Source organism: Marinomonas shanghaiensis (genome assembly GCF_003259175.1).
In the GTDB taxonomy this organism is placed as follows: domain Bacteria; phylum Pseudomonadota; class Gammaproteobacteria; order Pseudomonadales; family Marinomonadaceae; genus Marinomonas; species Marinomonas shanghaiensis.
Map to the genome: position 1 here is coordinate 74,538 of NZ_QGOK01000008.1, position 18,415 is coordinate 92,952.

General features: G+C 44.4%; 17 protein-coding genes. 14 read left to right on the forward strand and 3 right to left on the reverse strand.

Annotated features, from left to right (window positions below):
* Positions 1-37 precede the first annotated feature (37 nt).
* Positions 38-1,057, forward strand: coding sequence for a DUF3530 family protein (locus DKT73_RS08335; protein WP_111638101.1), 1,020 nt, complete (start codon positions 38-40; stop codon positions 1,055-1,057).
* An 18-nt stretch (positions 1,058-1,075) separates the two neighbouring features.
* Here DKT73_RS08335 and djlA read toward each other — a convergent pair whose 3' ends face one another.
* A complete protein-coding gene (gene djlA / locus DKT73_RS08340; RefSeq protein ID WP_111638102.1) occupies positions 1,076-1,867 on the reverse strand; it encodes a co-chaperone DjlA in 792 nt (263 codons plus the stop codon).
* A gap of 128 nt (positions 1,868-1,995) precedes the next feature.
* Between djlA and DKT73_RS08345 the strand changes: the two genes are divergently transcribed.
* The 8 genes from DKT73_RS08345 to DKT73_RS08380 are packed head-to-tail and all read left to right on the forward strand — an operon-like array spanning position 1,996 to position 9,956.
* A complete protein-coding gene (locus DKT73_RS08345) occupies positions 1,996-4,251 on the forward strand; it encodes an LPS-assembly protein LptD (protein ID WP_111638103.1) in 2,256 nt (751 codons plus the stop codon).
* A 2-nt stretch (positions 4,252-4,253) separates the two neighbouring features.
* The gene (locus DKT73_RS08350) at positions 4,254-5,498 is read left to right on the forward strand and encodes a peptidylprolyl isomerase (protein ID WP_111638104.1); all 1,245 of its coding nucleotides are present in this window, start codon (positions 4,254-4,256) and stop codon (positions 5,496-5,498) included.
* Between the two features lie 9 nt (positions 5,499-5,507).
* Positions 5,508-6,527 carry a 4-hydroxythreonine-4-phosphate dehydrogenase PdxA gene (gene pdxA / locus DKT73_RS08355; RefSeq protein ID WP_111638105.1) on the forward strand — a complete coding sequence of 340 codons (1,020 nt, stop codon included), beginning with the start codon at positions 5,508-5,510 and terminating at the stop codon, positions 6,525-6,527.
* Entirely contained in the window at positions 6,524-7,324 is an 801-nt protein-coding gene (gene rsmA, locus DKT73_RS08360; protein ID WP_111638106.1) for a 16S rRNA (adenine(1518)-N(6)/adenine(1519)-N(6))-dimethyltransferase RsmA, read from the forward strand. Before pdxA ends, rsmA begins: the two co-directional genes overlap by 4 nt.
* Positions 7,325-7,699 carry a Co2+/Mg2+ efflux facilitator ApaG/CorD gene (apaG, locus tag DKT73_RS08365; protein WP_111638107.1) on the forward strand — a complete coding sequence of 125 codons (375 nt, stop codon included), beginning with the start codon at positions 7,325-7,327 and terminating at the stop codon, positions 7,697-7,699.
* An 8-nt stretch (positions 7,700-7,707) separates the two neighbouring features.
* Positions 7,708-8,535 (forward strand): symmetrical bis(5'-nucleosyl)-tetraphosphatase, encoded by an 828-nt coding sequence (locus DKT73_RS08370; protein ID WP_111638108.1) that lies wholly within the window; start codon positions 7,708-7,710, stop codon positions 8,533-8,535.
* The gene (glpE, locus tag DKT73_RS08375; protein ID WP_111638109.1) at positions 8,532-8,852 is read left to right on the forward strand and encodes a thiosulfate sulfurtransferase GlpE; all 321 of its coding nucleotides are present in this window, start codon (positions 8,532-8,534) and stop codon (positions 8,850-8,852) included. The genes DKT73_RS08370 and glpE overlap by 4 nt, the downstream gene beginning before the upstream one ends.
* A 6-nt stretch (positions 8,853-8,858) precedes the next feature.
* Positions 8,859-9,956, forward strand: coding sequence for a tRNA nucleotidyltransferase/poly(A) polymerase-related protein (locus DKT73_RS08380; protein ID WP_111638110.1), 1,098 nt, complete (start codon positions 8,859-8,861; stop codon positions 9,954-9,956).
* An 11-nt stretch (positions 9,957-9,967) separates the two neighbouring features.
* Here the strand turns inward: DKT73_RS08380 and folB are convergent, their stop codons facing one another.
* Together folB and tsaD are read right to left on the reverse strand one after the other, a co-directional pair.
* Complete coding sequence (gene folB / locus DKT73_RS08385; protein WP_111638111.1) at positions 9,968-10,333, reverse strand: dihydroneopterin aldolase; 366 nt, start codon at positions 10,331-10,333, stop codon at positions 9,968-9,970.
* Between the two features lies 1 nt (position 10,334).
* Positions 10,335-11,372, reverse strand: a complete 1,038-nt coding sequence (tsaD, locus tag DKT73_RS08390) for a tRNA (adenosine(37)-N6)-threonylcarbamoyltransferase complex transferase subunit TsaD (protein WP_111638112.1) — start codon at positions 11,370-11,372, stop codon at positions 10,335-10,337.
* 436 nt (positions 11,373-11,808) lie between these two features.
* Between tsaD and rpsU the strand changes: the two genes are divergently transcribed.
* The 5 genes from rpsU to DKT73_RS08415 all read left to right on the forward strand — a co-directional run bounded on the left by rpsU (position 11,809) and on the right by DKT73_RS08415 (position 18,347).
* Positions 11,809-12,024, forward strand: a complete 216-nt coding sequence (gene rpsU, locus DKT73_RS08395) for a 30S ribosomal protein S21 (RefSeq protein WP_009835737.1) — start codon at positions 11,809-11,811, stop codon at positions 12,022-12,024.
* A 153-nt stretch (positions 12,025-12,177) separates the two neighbouring features.
* Complete coding sequence (locus tag DKT73_RS08400) at positions 12,178-12,624, forward strand: GatB/YqeY domain-containing protein (RefSeq protein ID WP_111638113.1); 447 nt, start codon at positions 12,178-12,180, stop codon at positions 12,622-12,624.
* Positions 12,625-12,628: 4 nt separating this feature from the next.
* The gene (gene dnaG, locus DKT73_RS08405) at positions 12,629-14,629 is read left to right on the forward strand and encodes a DNA primase (protein ID WP_111638114.1); all 2,001 of its coding nucleotides are present in this window, start codon (positions 12,629-12,631) and stop codon (positions 14,627-14,629) included.
* Positions 14,630-14,744: 115 nt separating this feature from the next.
* A complete protein-coding gene (gene rpoD / locus DKT73_RS08410; protein WP_111638115.1) occupies positions 14,745-16,583 on the forward strand; it encodes an RNA polymerase sigma factor RpoD in 1,839 nt (612 codons plus the stop codon).
* Positions 16,584-16,940: 357 nt separating this feature from the next.
* Entirely contained in the window at positions 16,941-18,347 is a 1,407-nt protein-coding gene (locus DKT73_RS08415; RefSeq protein ID WP_111638116.1) for a PhoH family protein, read from the forward strand.
* The last annotated feature ends 68 nt before the right edge of the window (positions 18,348-18,415 follow it).

Consider the following 18,415-nt stretch of genomic DNA (forward strand, 5'->3'; position numbering starts at 1 on the left):
CATTTTACCAAGACACTTAAAAGAAGTATTGAAAACAATGAAGAAATTTACTGCGCTAAGCCACGCTATCATGACACTTCTTTTCTTAAGTAAAAGCCTTACCGTTTTAGCGGAAGAGCCGCAGGCGGCGAACGAGGGTACGCCTGAAACACCCTCAACACAAACAGAAAGCACGCCAAGCGAGAACACACCAACAGGCAAAAACAGTGAGTATGTTGTTCCTCAACCACAAGCCTCGCGCATCGACGCATTAAAAACGTCATTAATGTTGCGGAAACTCAATCACCAGATACAAACTTTAGAGGCAAATGGTGAGCCCTTCCTAGTCCTTTACAGCGCAGCGATAACCAGTGACACACAAGGCTGTCTAATCTTGCTACATTCGGATAACGAACACCCAGATTGGCCCGACGCTATAGCGCCTATACGCGATGCCATGCCTGAATACAGCTGGTGCACCCTATCGATTGAAGTACCAGATATTATAAAACGCGCAGAACCTGTAAAACCGAACACAGGCGATGCCTCTTCTGTCAACAATGCACAACCGACATCGGCCGAGCTGCCCAATCAAGCCATGGTTTTTGCCAGAATAGAAGCCACTATTGCGTACGCGGAAACGCAAAACATTGAACAATTTAGTTTTCTTGGCTATGGAACAGGTGCCAGCTACGCTCTCAGTTACCTAGCCGCCAATCAAAGCGCAGGCAAGGCTTTGATGCTTATCAATATTGAGTCGCCTGCCAACATCTCCTCTTATGAGATGGCTCAAACAATCCGCCAAGTACCGCAACCTATTTTAGACTATTACGTAAGCACCAGTGGCAGTGATCAATTCGCGCTATGGCGCAAACAGGCGGCCAATCAGAGAGCAGAAAAACAAGGGGATTTTATTCAGCTGGATGCCTTGCCCGATCGAGTCACAGGAAAAAACAGCAAACGACTCCTAGTGCAGCGAGTACGAGGCTTTCTAAAACAAAATACCGATCAAATCAATCAGCAAAAAACATTACCCAATGTAAAAAAAGGGCTTTTTTATGAAAGCCCTGTTAAATAACTGATGTCCAAAAAAGCACTATTTGCGTGTTTTTTTAATCATTTCATACGCGGCTTGAATTTCTTGGGTACGCTCTTTCGCTAACTCAATCATTTCGTCCGGTAAGCCTTTTGAGCTTAATTTGTCTGGATGATGTTGACTCATTAAACGACGATAAGCCTTTTTAATCTCGGAGTCCGTCATGTCAGGCGTAACACCCAATGCTTCATAGGCCGCTTTGAGTAAGTCTTTTGAGCCCATACTATTTGAAGAAGACTGGTAACCTTGACTGAAATGAGCTTGCTGTTTTACCTGAATATGTAGGGCTTCAAATTCAGCCTCTGACACCCCAAGGTGAAAACAAACCTGAGAAACAAATGACCTTTCCTCTAGGCTAAAATGCCCATCTGCGTAAGCCGACACCAGCAGCACTTCCAAAAGAGTACGTGTTAAATCGCCAGGACCAACCACTTGTTTAAAGGTATTTAGGACAGAGGCAAGGTCAAAATTTTCAGATTTTCCCTCATTAAACAGGCGCTTAGCCTGATCCTGTGCCGCAGGCGACAGCCTTAGACGCTGCATAACAGATTGGGCCAACTGAATTTCAGCTTCTGTTACTTGACCGTCGGACTTAGCAAGCCGCCCCATCAAAAGAAATAATGTACGAAAAAAAGTTTCCTGTTGCAGGCGCACATCGGCTCGACTGCGAATACGGCTGAAAGCCCCGCCAGTCTGGGCTCTGTCTATCATACCGCCGACAAAGAAACCCAGCAAAGCCCCCACAAAACCCGCTAAAATGTAACCCAAAATTGCACAAACAATCTTCCACATAAAGATATTTCTCCAGAATCGGTAGCCCCTATGGGCCTGCTTAGATTATCATTTGTCTCTCAACATGGACCCGCTTGTGGGCAGCATCCGATTTCGGACAATAACTTTTGGTAGCAAGTATACCCTGCATGGTTAAGCATTTACGAACATACGCCTTATTTTTTCAAAGTCTTTTCGTATTGCCACTGGCACACGGACAAGTGGATCAATGGGACTGGACACCAAGAGAGTCCTTGACTAAAGAGCAGCAATCCCAGCTCAGTCGATACTGTCAAGGATCCTATATCAATAGCTGGCAAGCAACCGATGTGAAAGGAACCGATCTATCCGCCGACCTTATTACGCGTGACGAGAATGGTGTGATTCATCTTCAAGGGGCAGCTGAAATACGCCAACCGGGGTCCACCTTGTCCGCTGACAAGATTGAAGGCGTTCCAGATGAGTATTATCGCGCAAACGGTAACGTTACGCTTCGCAGCGAAAATCAACTCATTCGTAGCTCAAACAGTTATATTGCCAATAACAGTAATGCACCCACTGAGTTCAACGATGCCCAATTCCTCAGCCACAAAACCGGAGCTCGGGGTGAAGCGAGACTTTTGTCACGTAGCCAAGACGGCGTCATTTTTATTGAGGAAGGCTTTTTCACTACCTGTGAACCTACTGAAGAAAGCTGGCAGCTTTACGGAAGCACCATAAAGCTCGATACAAAAAGTGGTTTTGGTACAGCAAAACACGTACAGATTCGGGTCGCTGGATTACCTGTTTTCTATTTCCCTTGGTTGCGTTTTCCTATTGATAATTCTCGTCAAACAGGCTTCTTATTCCCTAGCTTTAGCTATTCAGGTTCCGATGGACTCAGTCTTTCAGCGCCTTTTTATTGGAACATTGCGCCGAACTATGATGCCACGATTACACCACAGTTTATCCAAGAGAAAGGCGAAGGAATTGATTTAGAATTGCGTCATTTAAGCCCTTACGGCGAAACCACTTATGAGCAATCCACTTTCTTTGATAATGATGAAAATGAGCAAACACTGTTAAAGCTCACCACAGCACAGAGACTAAACGATTATTTTAGTGCTGGCTTTTTATTGGAAGACAATCCAACGAAAGACAAATATCCGGAAGCAAACAGCACATCGATTGGTGAAAAAGATCATTATCAACGTAGCGTTTATTTTGGCTTCAATAATGGAAACTTCCATAACAAGGTGACCTACTTAACCTACCAAACACCTGATAGCACGATAGACCAGCCTTTTGAATGGCTACCGCGTATAGACAGTTCTTATCGTTTAGCCACTCCTCTTATAGATTACGGTATTGATGTGCAATACACGGATTTCTACGATCCTGCACAAGATGATTTTGATGGTCAGCGCATAGCATTAAATCAAGATATTAGCTTAAACATTGATAATTCTTGGGGAAGCATTACACCAGGGATACTGGCACAATATCGTGATTATGACTTACAAGATTACACCACAGATTCAGAGCGCTCTGTCTCTCTTGGCCATATCACGCGTTATATCGATTCCTCATTGATGTTTGAACGTCGATTTGAAAGCGGCTATCTACCTTGGCGACAAACACTTGAACCAAGATTGAGCTATTTGTATTCCCCACTTGAAACGCAGAATGATATCCCTAATTTTGATGCCAGTGAGCCGACAATGACGTATTCACAAGCGTTTAGTCACAAGCGTTTTAACGGCAACGATAGAATTGGTGATACTGAGCAAGTGACACTTGGTCTAGAAAGTCGTCTATATGATGCAAACAATAATGAAAGATGGGCATTCAAAGCCGGTCAGATCTTTTATTTAGAGGATCGTTATGTTGGTATTGAAGGCAACACTGACAGTGGCAGCGCCTTTGACAGCGCGGAACGAAGTGATTTACTTACTTCGGCAAACTACAATGGTCATCGCTATAGTTTGACAGGAAATTTGAATTACGACCTAGACAATAGCGAGGTAAACTTAGCTCAACTTGTTGCGTCCTTAGAACCCGTTGATGACATAAAAGTAAACCTAAGCTATTTATACTCGATCAATAACACAGACTCAGACGACGATGCCAAACAAGCAAGCATAGGGACAATTTTTCCAATCAACCAAAATTGGTCCATGTTCACACAGTACACTTATGATTTCCTAAGAGAGGATGGCACCAAAGAAATCGCCGGATTAGGTTATGAGAACTGTTGCATAAAGGTTTCGATGAGCTATCAACACTGGCTCAACGATGACAATGAGTTTGACAGAGGCGTCTTTTTACAATTTATTTTACGTAGTTTAAGCAGTGCTGGTCGCGCTAATACCGAAGCCAATAATATTGCTGACAGCTATTGGAACCAAGGAAAAGTTGGATATTAATCATGAAGTTGTTTTCTTTTTTTATTTTCGTTGCATTGCTACCTCTACAAACCTTGCATGCTGAACCAACAAAAATTGACGGTATTTCAGCCATCGTCGATTCCAAACCTATTTTAGAAAGCGATATTCAAAACCGTTTTCAGATTGTCAAAGACCGTGTACCTGGCGGGGTGATGACAGATAACATTCATCGTCAAATTCAAAATCAGATGATTGACGAAGCGCTTCAGGTAAATTATGCCCGAAAAATTGGTATGCGAGTCTCTGGCACCGACGTTGATAACGCCATTCTTGGCGTGGCCCAAAATATGAACTTAGATTTGCAAGGCTTAAAAGAAGTGCTTGCCAGTAAGGGCATTAACTATTCACGCTACCGTGAACAAATTGAACAAGAAATCCTGATTAATAATGTAAAACGCGAAATCCTAAAAAAACGCATTGTTATTTCTGATCAAGAAATTGACGACTACTTAAGTTCCGATACCAGCATCACCAAAGAAAAAGAACAAGTGCGTCTGCGTCACTTACTGATCCGAGCCAGCAACCCCGAAGAAGCGGAAGCCAAAATCCAATCTATTAGGCAAAAAATCAATACCGAAGAGGACTTTATCCAGCAAGCGGTTGAAAACTCAGACGGTCAATTTGCTATTGAAGGCGGTGACCTAGGTTGGCGTCCACTCAACCAACTGCCACCATTATTTGTACGTGCTCTAGAAACCGACAAAGGCCCACTTATTGGACCACTACAAAGTAATGCAGGTTTTCACTTACTGTGGCTTATCGAAAAGCGCTCACCAGACGTTACCTTGCAACAACAAACGAAAGTGCGCCATATACTGGTTCGGGCTAATGAAATCCGTAATATAGAACAGACTAAAGCATTAGCAGATGATCTTTATAACAGACTTGAAAACGGAGCTGATTTTGCCCAGTTGGCGAAAGAGCAAAGTGAAGACCAAGGCTCCACTTTACAAGGTGGCGATCTAGGTTGGGTAACACCTGGCACCATGGTGCCTGAATTTGAAGAGATGATGAACCAAACCAGCATTGGCGGAACGAGCAAACCCTTCCGCACCCAATTTGGTTGGCATATTTTGCAAGTAGAAGGCCGTCGTGAAGCAGACATCAGCGACAAAGTAAAACGCAGCAATGCAGAACGCGCTTTAACGGCTCAAAAACAAGACGTTGTGCTTGGTAACTGGCTTGACGAGCTGCGTGCAGATGCCTTCATAGATCTTAAGAAATAAGAGAACATCATGGCCAATAATCCGGTAGAGTCACTTCCTATTATTGCCATCACCTCTGGTGAACCCGCAGGGATAGGCCCAGATATTATATTAAGCGCACTAAACGAGCAGACCTTTTCTGCTCGTTTAGTGGTTCTTGCAGACCCGCAATTACTAAAAGACAGAGCCTCAACTCTAGGCTTAAATATCGATATTCGAACACTCAATGATTCAAGCGACATTACCGCACATCAGCAAGGCGTGGTCAGCGTCTTGCCCATCCAGCTGGCAAAGCAAGCCACTGCCGGCGAGCTTGATATTGCCAATTCTCCCTACGTCTTAGAAACACTAAAGCAAGCGGGTGAGGGCTGCATTCGAAAAGAGTTTGATGCGATTGTCACCCCTCCCGTACACAAGGGTATCTTATGTGAAACGGGGGTGCATTTTTCTGGTCATACAGAGTTCTTTCAAGCTCAATGCCAATCCCCCCATGTGGTTATGATGTTAGCAACAAACGCCATGAAAGTAGCGCTTGTCACCACCCATTTACCACTAAAAGATGTGTCTGCCGCGATCACAGAGCAAAGCATCAGCCTTGTTGTCAAAGCACTCAATAAAGATCTACAAGAAAAATTCGGCATTACACAACCCAAAATTCTAGTCTGTGGTTTAAACCCCCATGCTGGGGAGGATGGACACCTTGGCAGAGAAGAAATGGATGTTATCATTCCAACACTCAACAAACTCCGCCAAGAAGGCTTAAACTTGATTGGTCCTCTTCCGGCAGACACGCTGTTTACTCCAAAATACCTAAATGATGCCGACTGCGCCTTGGCTATGTATCACGATCAAGGTTTACCTGTGTTAAAATACTCAGGTTTTGGTAATGCTGTTAATATCACATTAGGCTTACCCATTATTCGAACATCTGTCGACCACGGCACAGCCATTGATTTGGCTGGCACAGGCAAAGCAAATAACGGCAGCCTTAACGTGGCCATTCAACATGCTATTAACATGGCAAATAACGCGAAAAAGTTTTCTAAATGAGCAAACAACAACCCCATAAAGCCAGAAAAAGATTCGGCCAAAACTTCCTTCATGATCACGGTGTTATTCGACGCATTGTGGCCTGTATTGGCCCCAAAAAAGGCCAGCGTATTGTTGAGATTGGACCGGGTAAAGGCGCTTTAACAGAAGGCATAATCAGTGTTACCGAGCGCATGGACGTGGTTGAGCTTGACCGTGATCTGATTCCGATTTTGAAGGTAAACCTCTTCCGCTTTCCTGAACTTACCGTTCATGAAGCCGACGCGATGAAGTTTGATTTTGCTTCACTTAGCACCCCAGAACAAGCCATTCGCGTTGTGGGTAATTTGCCCTACAATATTTCAACGCCGCTTATTTTCCACCTATTAAGTCAAGCCGATGCCATTGAAGATATGCACTTCATGCTACAAAAAGAAGTTGTTGATCGCTTGGCCGCACGACCCGGTGATAGCCTCTATGGGCGCCTCAGTGTCATGGCGCAGTATTACTGCTCTGTCGAATCACTTTTTATTGTTGGACCAGAGTCATTTGACCCTGCACCAAAAGTCGATTCCGCCATTGTAAGAATGACACCACATAAAACACTGCCCTACCCAGTTAATAACATCAAAATGCTCGAAGACATGGTCAGAATCGGCTTTCAACAGCGCCGCAAAACCCTACGTAATAACTACAAAGGGGTATTAGACACCGATGATTTTGCTGCCTTAAACATTGATCCCACATTACGTCCAGAAAGACTTGACGTGGAAGACTTCGTTCGAATCACCAACTACGTCCTCAAAAAGGAAGGGTAAATGCAAAAATATGACGTCGTGGTTTCTGTTCGTACAGAATATCTCGCAAGCCAATCAACACCAGCTGAATCGCGTTACGTATTTGCTTATCACATCTCTATTACCAATTGCGGAACAGAATCAGCCAAACTTCAAACTCGCCACTGGATCATCACCAATGGCAATGAACAAGTACAAGAAGTGAAAGGCAGCGGCGTCATCGGAGAATATCCGCATTTGGAACCTGGGGAATCTTTTCATTACACCAGCGGTACGGTCATGGATACCGTTGTTGGCAGTATGCAAGGCAGCTACCAGTTCCTCGCGGACGATGGCACAGAGTTTGACGCTCCAATCCGCCCCTTTACATTGTCCGTACCCAATCAGGTTCATTGAGGCGACTTATGGCAACCTATGTTATTGGTGATTTACAAGGCTGTCTTACGCCTCTGGTACAGCTTTTAGAGAACATTCACTATCATCCAGAACAAGACAAACTTTGGTTTGCTGGTGACTTAATCAACCGTGGCGAAGAGTCATTAGAAACGCTGCGCTTCGTCAAATCACTGGGCAACAATGCAACCGTTGTGTTAGGCAACCATGATCTGCATTTACTGGCGGTTTCTCATGGCCACGGAAAATTAAAGCGTGGCGACACATTAGCCGAGATACTCACGGCGGCTGATCGTGATGATTTAATGAACTGGCTACGCCAACAGCCCTTATTTCATTACGATGAGCAGCTCAACACCGTGATGACCCATGCGGGCATCCCTCCCTGCTGGGATCTGGCTAAGACTCAATCTCTCGCCAGTGAAGTCGAAGCCAAACTTAGATCCGACCGTGTTGATGATTTTTTTGCGACCATGTATGGTAATACACCAGACAAATGGCGCGATGATCTGACGGGGTTAGATCGCCTTCGTACCATCACTAACTATTTGACACGCATGCGCTTTTGTGACGAAAACAGCAAGCTTGACCTTAAATCTAAAGAAGGCATTAATACCGCCGAAAAAGGCTTCGCGCCTTGGTTTAATTATCCCTCTAAAGTTCCTGAAGGTTGTCATATCGTTTTTGGTCACTGGGCGGCTTTAGAAGGAAAAACTCAGCTAGAACATATCCATGCACTGGATACCGGCTGTGTTTGGGGAGGAAGCCTGACCGCATTGCGCTTAGAAGATAAACAGCGTTTTAGCACACCTTGTACACTTAATCGGAAGAATTCATGACTTTTCACTGTATTGATATTTCAGATGCTCTACCAATTATCGAAAACAATGCCACCATTGTCGATATTCGCGATCTGACCAGTTTCCATAATAGCCACATGGCAAACGCAGTCCGTTTGACCAATGATAACGTTCAAGACTTCATTGATGGCACAGCAAAAGACCAACCTGTTATTGTTTGCTGTTATCACGGCAATAGCAGTAAAGGCGCGGCTGAATACTTAGCGTCACAAGGCTTCAAAGAAGTGTATTCTTTAAATGGCGGTTTTAGCCAATGGAGCGCCATGTTCCCAGAACAATGCGAAACAGGTAGCTAGATAGGCATGACAACCTCGTATCAAGTGTATCTCGTAGGTGGCGCGGTCAGAGACGCCTTACTAGAACTCCCTGTCAAAGACCATGATTGGGTCGTCACAGGCGCGACACCAGAGCAACTTGAGGCAAAAGGTTATCAACAGGTAGGCAAGCAGTTTCCGGTTTTTCTTCACCCCAAAAGCAAAGAAGAATACGCCCTTGCCCGCAAAGAAAAAAAACAAGGGCAAGGCTACACAGGCTTCATTTGTGACTTTTCGCCAGACATACGACTAGAAGAAGATTTAGAGCGCAGAGATCTAACCATCAATGCCATTGCACAAAACCAAGATGGCGTGTTGATTGATCCCTTTCACGGGCAGCAGGATTTGCACGATCGACTGCTCCGTCATGTCTCTGACGCTTTTGTAGAAGACCCATTACGGGTATTGCGTGTTGCCCGCTTTGCCGCCCGCTTTCACGATTTTGGCTTTACCGTTGCTCCAGACACGCTGTCCCTGATGCAAAAAATTAGCGCATCTGGAGAGCTTTCTACGCTGAGTGCAGAGCGCATTTGGAAAGAATTAGAAAAAGCACTCAACACGCGTCATGCCTCTGTCTTCTTTTCAGTATTAAAACAGGCCAATGCACTGGACAAGCTCTTTCCTCAGTTTCTTTGGGAAGACAATCAAGCCTCTGCTAATACCTTACACCAAGTAGAATTCACACCTGCTCAGCGTTGGGCCATTCTTTGCAAACAAACACCGATGGCAGCGTTGACTCAATTACATCAACGCCTTCGCAGTCCAAATCAATTCAAAATTCTCACGGAGCAAACCCGCTCATTCTTAGAAGATCAGCGAATTCCAATGGACTCTGCCGCCTGGGAGAACTGGTTAACCTCTGTTAACGCCATCAAAAAACCCCAACCTTTTGTATTACTGATTGAGGTTCTAAGCCATCTAACAAATAGCAAGATGAAGGATTGGCAAGATTTAAGAAATGCGGTTGCCACCATCAACGCAGCCCCTTTAATCAAACAAGGCCTAGGCGGCGCAGAGCTAGGACAAGCATTGAAAAAAGCGCGTACAGAGGCTCTCGATAAAACCCTATCCCCTCTGATTAATTAACGCGCCGAATATTAATACGTGACCGCAGACTTTCGATGAATTTTCACGCCAACAGCTTGAGCAGCTGGTACAGCGCCTGGCTTGCGAACAGTGAGAGTCATCGCATTTAGCTTAAAACGCCCAATCAACTCTCCCACCAAATGCTCTGCCAAGGTTTCAATCAACTCAAACTGACGTTCGACGCAAAATGCCAAAATATAATTGGATATCGCCTCGTAATCTAACGTTTTAGAAAGATCATCGTTTTCAGCAGGAACACGATTATCGTGCTCCATCTCTAGATCAAACACCAAATCTTGCTGTATTTTTTTTTCCCACTCATACACACCGATAACAGCTTGTGTTTTTAGCCCCTCAATAAAAACGAGGTCTTTCATACTAAGATTCCTTTAAGGGTGGTAATTCAGATAACGGCCAGCGGGCACGTATCGACAAACTGAGTTCAGAAAATTGACCACTGACCAAACGCTGAGCGCCAGCATAGGCAATCATGGCACCGTTATCGGTACAAAATTCTGGTCTAGCATAAAACACACTGGCTTTAATTTTTTTCAACTGACTTTCAAGCTGCTCACGCAGTCTTTGATTTGCACTCACGCCACCCGCAATAATCAATTGTTTCAAACCTTCCGCTTCCAATGCTCGGCGACATTTAATCACTAAAGTATCTACCACAGCGGTCTCAAACGCCAAAGCGGCGTCGGCTTTAAACTGTTCGTCACAGCGATCATTGTCCAGCGCATCATGTACTGCTGTTAAAAAGGCGGTTTTCAATCCACTAAAACTAAAATCCAAACCAGGACGGTCTGTCATAGGACGCGGGAATGTCAACCCAGACTCAGGGTTGCCGCGTTTTGCTAAAGCGGCAATATAAGGCCCTCCCGGATAAGGCAAGCCGATCATTTTGGCGGCTTTATCAAACGCTTCCCCAGCAGCATCGTCAAGAGACTGACCTAAAAGACGATACTCTCCGATTGCATCAACACGAACCAACTGAGTATGGCCACCTGATACTAACAGCGCAACGAAGGGCATTTTCGGCTGTGACGCTTCTAACATTGGTGCCAAAAGATGGCCTTCCATATGGTGCACTCCCAAAGCAGGAATACCCAAGGCATAGGCTAATGAATGACCAATGGTCGCACCAGCCATCAAAGCCCCCACTAGACCGGGACCGCTCGTATAAGCAATCGCATCCAGTTCCGATTTTTTCATGCCCGCGGCCTGCAACACCTCATCAATAAGTGGCAAGGTTTTACGAACATGATCACGAGAAGCCAATTCGGGTACAACACCACCGTATTCAGCGTGCTGAGCGATTTGAGAGTAAATCTTGTGTGCCAAAAGACCTTTCTCGGTATCGTAAATAGCGATCCCCGTTTCATCACAAGAAGTTTCTAATCCCAATACTTTCATCAGAATAATCTCATTAATAATTTGCGTATATTGTACCTTATCTGTTCAGACCATTGCAGAGCAAACCGCAACTTAGTTCGTATTCAGCGTAAATGAGATTAGACACCGCTAGGTAAAAGCTTTATAATGCGCGCGTTTTAAATGTTTAAATAAAAAGGCAGGTGATTTTTCTAGCTTAACCCATGGCTTCCATGTAAAGAGAAGCAAAATGGCGAACAAGCACCCTATGAAAAAATGAATACCGTTACAGACGCGATAACAGTCTGTTCAGGGTTAAGCCTTTTGGCTTAGGCTTTTGATTTAGGGAAATCGATCCATACTGGATCACACTCTGTTCAACAAAAGCGCGCTTTGAAAGCCCATTAAATACGGGTATAGTTCACGCCGTTTTTGTGAATACTTAAACGTTTTAAAAATATTCTTAAAAGGTAAAAACATGCCAGCAGTAAAAGTAAAAGATAACGAACCATTTGACATCGCTCTACGTCGCTTCAAACGCTCTTGTGAAAAAGCAGGCGTTTTGGCTGAAGTTCGTCGTCGTGAATGCTACGAAAAACCAACAACTCTTCGCAAACGTGCTGCAGCCGCTGCTGTTAAACGTCACGCTAAGAAAGTTTCTCGTGAGCAAAAGAAATTCCAACGTTTGTACTAGGCCAATCTGCCGTTTGGCACTTTGCAAAAAACAAATGTTTGCCTAGACGTTTCTAACTTTTAGGCTTATAAAAAAACGGCTAGTTAACCAACTAGCCGTTTTTTTTGCTTATCTGTCTACCCGACAGCTATCTACCGAAAGTAAGAGGATCCCATGTCAGACCTAAAAAAACACATCTCAGATACATTGAAAGACGCTATGCGTGCCAAAGAAAAACAACGCGTTACGGTCATTCGTACCATCTTATCTGAGTGCAAAAAAATTGAAGTAGATGAGCGCATCGAATTAGACGATGCCCGTGTGTTGGCTGTTCTTGACAAAATGAACAAACAGCGCAAAGACTCAAACCAGCAGTTTATTGATGGCGGCCGTGAAGATCTGGCAGCCATTGAACAAGAAGAGATGGCAATCATCAGCGAATTCTTGCCTACCCCATTGACTGATGAGGAAGTTGGCGAGATTGTTAAAGCCGCTATCACAGAAACAGGCGCCACCTCTATGCAACAAATGAGCGCAGTAATGGCGATTGTCAAACCACAGGTTCAAGGCCGTGCCGATATGGCACAAATCAGCAAACAAGTTAAAGCACAACTAGGCTAATATAATGGCGGGACGTATTCCTGATCAGTTTATTGATGAGCTTTTGGCTCGAACCGACCTGACCGACGTGGTTGCGTCTCGCATTAGCCTAAAAAAAACCGGACAAAATTACAGTGCTCTGTGCCCTTTTCACAATGAAAAAAGCCCTTCCTTTAGTTTAAACCCAAACAAACAGTTCTATTACTGCTTTGGTTGCGGTGCAGGCGGCAATGCAATTTCCTTTGTGATGGAACATGACCATCTAGACTTTGTCGACGCCATTGAAGTATTGGCAAAAGACGCCGGCATGGAAGTGCCACGAGAACAAGGCGCACCAGACAGATACGAACAAAACGCAGAGTTACTCAAACGCTTATCCGAAAGCTCGCAGTTTTATCAGCAACAACTCACCCAGCACCCCGATAAGAAAAAAGCCACCGACTACCTCTCAAAGGAACGTGGGCTATCAGGTCAAATCGCCAAAGTATTTGGTTTAGGCTATGCCCCTCCTGGATGGGACAACCTACTCAAAAAAGTGGGCACGCGCGCCGAAAGCCAAGAACAGCTTCTATTAGGCGGCATGCTGATTGAAAAAAAAGATCAACCCGGACATTACTATGATCGCTTTCGCGATCGTATTATTTTTCCCATTCGCGATTCGCGAGGCCGTGTCATTGCCTTTGGCGGACGCGCATTTGGCGATGAAAAGCCCAAATATCTCAATTCGCCAGAAACCCCAGTTTTTCAAAAAAGCCAAGAGCTATACGGTCTATTTGAAGCAAAACAAAATACCCCGATACTCAACCAAATCTTGGTAGTAGAAGGCTATATGGATGTCATCGTATTAGCGCAACATGGCATTACCAACGCGGTCGCTACGCTAGGCACTTCCGTTAATAGCCAGCACATCCGCAAACTCTTCAAACTGGTTAGTAAAATTGTACTTTGCTTTGATGGCGATAAAGCTGGCCGCGCCGCCGCCATTCGGGGTTTAGAAGCCTCCTTGCCGGTTATGCAAGATGAAAAACAAGTACGCTTCCTGTTTTTACCGGAGGGGGAAGACCCAGATTCACTGGTCAGAAAAGAAGGCAAAGACGCCTTTAATCGCCGCTTAGAAGATGCCTCCTCGCTATCACATGTCCTATTTGACCACGCCAGAAATCAAGTGACACTCGGCGATGAAGAAGGCGAAGCACAGTTCGCTCGCAATGCCATGGAAATGATTACACAAATCCCCAAAGAGCTCACCTTTCGCTCCGTATTAATTCGCCAACTAAGCGATCAATCTGGCATCGACAGCGAAACCTTAAGCAACACCGTCTTTAAAACACGACGCCAATACATATCAACCGAAGAACAGACGCCCGCATACCCTAATCACACACAACAAACACCTCATTATGATGGTGAAAACCCCGACCTCAGTCACTACGAATACGAACCACCTCATAGCGACTATGATGATTTTCACCCGGCCGATTACACAACCCCGTCGTATCAACCAAACCCGACAGGCTCATTTAAAAAACCATTTGGGAAAAAACCCTTTTCAAAAGGCAAATTTTACAACGACGAGCCAGCACTACCACCCGCCGCCCCTAGTCTAAGTCGAATTAAACAAGCTTCTCTGTGCCTGTTATTGCACCCGCACATAGCAAAAGACATTGACCTACCGGATCCTTTGATAAATCAAGCCAATGATGAGCTGCAAATATTCTGCAAAATATGGCGATATTTCACAAAATACCCCAATAAAAACACAGGCCACCTTTTAGGGGAAATGACAGATAAAGTCGCGATGTCATCCATTTACGCACTGTTAAACCATAAAGATGCGATAACAAAGCAAAAAATAACCAACGCACAACAAGAAGTGCTCGATACTGTTTTAGCGTTAGAAAAAAATCTTGGCCTAAATAGCAGCATTGCACGGTTGAAAAGTAAGGGAAACGAATCCATAAAGGATAATAGCAGTAAGCAGGAATTACGAAATTTAATGGATCTGATCCGACAAAAAAAATCATAATGGTTGCTTAATTTTCACACACAAAAGAAAGGATTCGGTGGATAAAAGCGATAGATTTTGTTATAATCCGCGGCTTGCTAAACTCCCAAATGAATTTCTAACGATAGGTTGTCGAATGCCAGACACTCAACAGTCACGTCTCAAAGAGCTGATCACCAAGGGTAAAGAACAAGGTTACTTAACTTTTGCTGAAGTTAACGACCACCTCCCTGATGACCTTTCAGACCCGGAGCAAGTAGAAGAAATCATTGCCATGATCAACGACATGGGCATTACGGTTTCCGAAGTTGCACCCGATAAAGATAGCCTTCTTATGGAAGAAGGTGATGCGACAGATGAAGCCGCCGCGGAAGAAGCCGCTGCCGCTTTAGCCGCAGTAGAAGGTGATATTACCCGAACCACTGACCCTGTCCGTATGTACATGCGTGAAATGGGGACAGTTGAACTATTGACTCGTGCCGGTGAAATTGCCATCGCGAAGCGTATCGAAGAAGGTACTCGCGAAGTCATGGCGGCGATATCTTATTTCCCTGGTGCGGTAGATGTATTGCTCGACGCCTACTCAAAAGTGCAGGAAGAAGAAGGTCGTCTAAGCGACATCTTTAGCGGCTTTATCGATGGCGACGGCGAAGAACCTATTTTCGAAGACACCACGAACGATGAGCCACTCATCGACGAAGATACGATCGATGGTGACGAAGACGATGATGATTCAGAGACCACCGAAGAAGAAACGGATAACGGTCCTGATCCAGAAGAAACTGCTCTACGTTTCAACGATATCACGCGTATTTATAATGAATTAAAAGTGTTATTAGAAACACGCGACCGACAAGACCCTGAAGTAAAAAACAAGCAAGAAGAGTTAAGCATTAGCTTTGCTCCTATCAAGCTTGTGCCAAAAATGTTCGATGAGCTGATTGAACGCGTACGTTCACGCATGGAAAAAATTCGTGACCAAGAACGTCTTATCATGCAAGTGTGTGTGCGCAAATCTGGCATGCCAAGAACCGAATTCTTAAAACGCTTCCCAAGCAATGAAACCAATCCTGATTGGTTGAAAGAGCAAATTGCTTCTGGCGCAGATTATGCCGCAGCATTGGAAGAGAACGAAGCTGAGTTTATGCGCAGTCAGCGCAAGCTTCGTGCGGTTTCCAAAGAAACAGGCTTAACGATCGCAGAACTCAAAGAAATCAATCGTCGCATTTCAATCGGTGAAACTCGTGCTCGCCGTGCGAAAAAAGAAATGGTCGAAGCCAACTTACGTTTGGTTATTTCTATTGCGAAAAAATACACTAACCGTGGCTTACAATTCTTGGATCTTATTCAAGAAGGCAACATCGGCTTAATGAAAGCAGTGGATAAATTCGAATACCGTCGTGGTTATAAGTTCTCTACCTATGCAACTTGGTGGATTCGTCAAGCAATCACTCGCTCCATTGCCGATCAAGCACGCACCATCCGTATCCCTGTGCACATGATTGAAACGATCAATAAATTGAATCGTATCTCTCGTCAAATGCTACAAGAAATGGGACGCGAGGCGACGCCTGAAGAACTGGCTGCTCGCATGGACATGCCTGAAGATAAGATTCGCAAAGTATTGAAGATCGCTAAAGAACCGATTTCAATGGAAACACCGATTGGTGACGATGAAGATTCACATTTAGGCGACTTCATTGAAGACGATGGCGCTGAATCTCCAATTGATATCGCGACAATTGAAGGTTTGCGTGAATCAACCACTATGGTACTTGCAGGCTTAACCGCTCGTGAAGCCAAAGTACTGCGCATGCGCTTCGGTATCGACATGAACACCGACCACACTCTTGAAGAGGTTGGTAAACAATTTGATGTTACGCGTGAGCGTATTCGTCAAATCGAAGCCAAAGCACTGCGTAAGCTACGTCACCCTAGTCGCTCGGAGCATCTAAGAAGCTTCTTAGACGACTGAGACCAGCCTAGCACAAAAAAAGCCGCTGCCATAAACAGCGGTTTTTTTATAACTAAAAATTGCTAAAAAAGTCTATTAGAACAAGCATAAGCAACAAAACTGTCATACACTCTAATTAGAGTATGGATAAAGACAGTGAGGTTTAACTTGCCAAAAAACCATAATCGCAACCATTACAACACCATCTTCCAACCTTCTTTGGCGAATTCAGACGCCCATCAAACAACGCTCAGTACATTACAGCTCATCACTAAACTAAGTACGACCCTTTACAATAAATCTCTAAGCACTATGCGTTTCGTTCGTTTCTTCCCTATTCAAAAGCACACTTCATGTGCATTGCAGGAGTAATACTCTATGGAAAAAATCTACGTTCTCGACACCAATGTGCTATTGCACGACCCATTGGCAATTTATGCTTTTGCCGAACACAAAGTCGTCATTCCTATGACGGTTCTCGAAGAATTGGATGTTATCAAAGATAGAAGAGATAAAGACGTTAGTAGAGAAGCGCGAGTTGCCATTAATACGATTGACAAAATAGTCGGTAATGCTTCCCCTCGCGACCTACAAGCAGGCGTGCCAATACGCATCATTAACAACGATACTGATCAGGAGCAAAATAAGCGCGTTGAAGGCTCCCTCGCCATCTATCCAGACCAACAAATCACTCTGACAGACAATGTTCCCTTTCTAAACGGCAATCATGATCACGCCAATGACAACCGCATCATCAACGTGGGTTTAAGCCTACAGGCAACACACCCACGCTCCGCAGTTTGCCTAGTCACAAAAGATATCAATATGCGGATCAAGGCAAAAGGCTCAGGATTAGAACGTGTAGAGGATTATAGAAAAGACAAAGTACTTGATGACTTGGACTTAATGAGCAAAGGCTACATTCAGTTCAGTGGCAGTTTTTGGTCAACGATCGAGAGTGTTAAAACAGAATCTCATGGTCGCCATACTGTTCATGTTATCGACAAAAGCCATCTACCCAATATTTATTTCAATATGTTTGTCATTGACGATGAAGACTTCATTGGTTTTGTCGTTAACCTTGATCAAGAACATGTCTATCTACTCGACATAAACAAACAACACCTAATGAACCAAAACTTCTGGGGCATACTGCCACGCAACCTAGAGCAAGCCATGGCATTTTACTTATTACGCCATGACAACTCAGATCTCATGGTGATGACAGGGCCAGCAGGCTCAGGAAAAACACTACTGGCCTTAGCCTATGGACTACAGGTCACCATGGAAGAAAAACGCTTTAATAAAATTATCGTAGCGAGGTCTACGCCTCCAATGGCCGAAGACATTGGCTTCCTACCCGGAACCGAAGAGGAAAAAATGGCACCATGGTTGGCAGCCTTTGACGATAACTTAGAAATTTTGCATGGTGCTGACGAACATTCTTTTAGCAGCATTGACTACGTCAAGCAAAAAGCCAACATTCAATTTAAGTCCCTAAACTTTATGCGTGGCCGATCATTCAATAATGCTTTAATCATCATCGATGAAGCTCAAGGGCTCACACAATTCCAGCTCAAGTCCATCGTGACACGAGTCGGCAGCAATTCGAAAATCATTGTACTCGGCAATTTGGCACAGATTGACAATAAGTACATCACCCCACTAACCTCAGGATTAACTTACCTAGTGGAGAAAACAAAATCCTTTAAATACGCCAGCATCATGCACGTCAATGGTATAGAAAGAAGCCGACTTGCAGAGTTTGCTGAAGAAAACTTATAAATTCTTTGCAAGAAAAAAGGGAAGAACAAACGTTCTTCCCTTTTCATATTTGTACAAAGAGCCTTCAC

What these genes read in the sequence shown, in the direction of transcription:
- DKT73_RS08335 (WP_111638101.1), top strand. Translation starts at nt 38, where the DNA reads ATGAAGAAATTTACTGCGCTAAGCCACGCTATCATGACACTTCTTTTC.
- djlA (WP_111638102.1), bottom strand. Translation starts at nt 1,867, where the DNA reads ATGTGGAAGATTGTTTGTGCAATTTTGGGTTACATTTTAGCGGGTTTT.
- DKT73_RS08345 (WP_111638103.1), top strand. Translation starts at nt 1,996, where the DNA reads ATGGTTAAGCATTTACGAACATACGCCTTATTTTTTCAAAGTCTTTTC.
- DKT73_RS08350 (WP_111638104.1), top strand. Translation starts at nt 4,254, where the DNA reads ATGAAGTTGTTTTCTTTTTTTATTTTCGTTGCATTGCTACCTCTACAA.
- pdxA (WP_111638105.1), top strand. Translation starts at nt 5,508, where the DNA reads ATGGCCAATAATCCGGTAGAGTCACTTCCTATTATTGCCATCACCTCT.
- rsmA (WP_111638106.1), top strand. Translation starts at nt 6,524, where the DNA reads ATGAGCAAACAACAACCCCATAAAGCCAGAAAAAGATTCGGCCAAAAC.
- apaG (WP_111638107.1), top strand. Translation starts at nt 7,325, where the DNA reads ATGCAAAAATATGACGTCGTGGTTTCTGTTCGTACAGAATATCTCGCA.
- DKT73_RS08370 (WP_111638108.1), top strand. Translation starts at nt 7,708, where the DNA reads ATGGCAACCTATGTTATTGGTGATTTACAAGGCTGTCTTACGCCTCTG.
- glpE (WP_111638109.1), top strand. Translation starts at nt 8,532, where the DNA reads ATGACTTTTCACTGTATTGATATTTCAGATGCTCTACCAATTATCGAA.
- DKT73_RS08380 (WP_111638110.1), top strand. Translation starts at nt 8,859, where the DNA reads ATGACAACCTCGTATCAAGTGTATCTCGTAGGTGGCGCGGTCAGAGAC.
- folB (WP_111638111.1), bottom strand. Translation starts at nt 10,333, where the DNA reads ATGAAAGACCTCGTTTTTATTGAGGGGCTAAAAACACAAGCTGTTATC.
- tsaD (WP_111638112.1), bottom strand. Translation starts at nt 11,372, where the DNA reads ATGAAAGTATTGGGATTAGAAACTTCTTGTGATGAAACGGGGATCGCT.
- rpsU (WP_009835737.1), top strand. Translation starts at nt 11,809, where the DNA reads ATGCCAGCAGTAAAAGTAAAAGATAACGAACCATTTGACATCGCTCTA.
- DKT73_RS08400 (WP_111638113.1), top strand. Translation starts at nt 12,178, where the DNA reads ATGTCAGACCTAAAAAAACACATCTCAGATACATTGAAAGACGCTATG.
- dnaG (WP_111638114.1), top strand. Translation starts at nt 12,629, where the DNA reads ATGGCGGGACGTATTCCTGATCAGTTTATTGATGAGCTTTTGGCTCGA.
- rpoD (WP_111638115.1), top strand. Translation starts at nt 14,745, where the DNA reads ATGCCAGACACTCAACAGTCACGTCTCAAAGAGCTGATCACCAAGGGT.
- DKT73_RS08415 (WP_111638116.1), top strand. Translation starts at nt 16,941, where the DNA reads ATGGAAAAAATCTACGTTCTCGACACCAATGTGCTATTGCACGACCCA.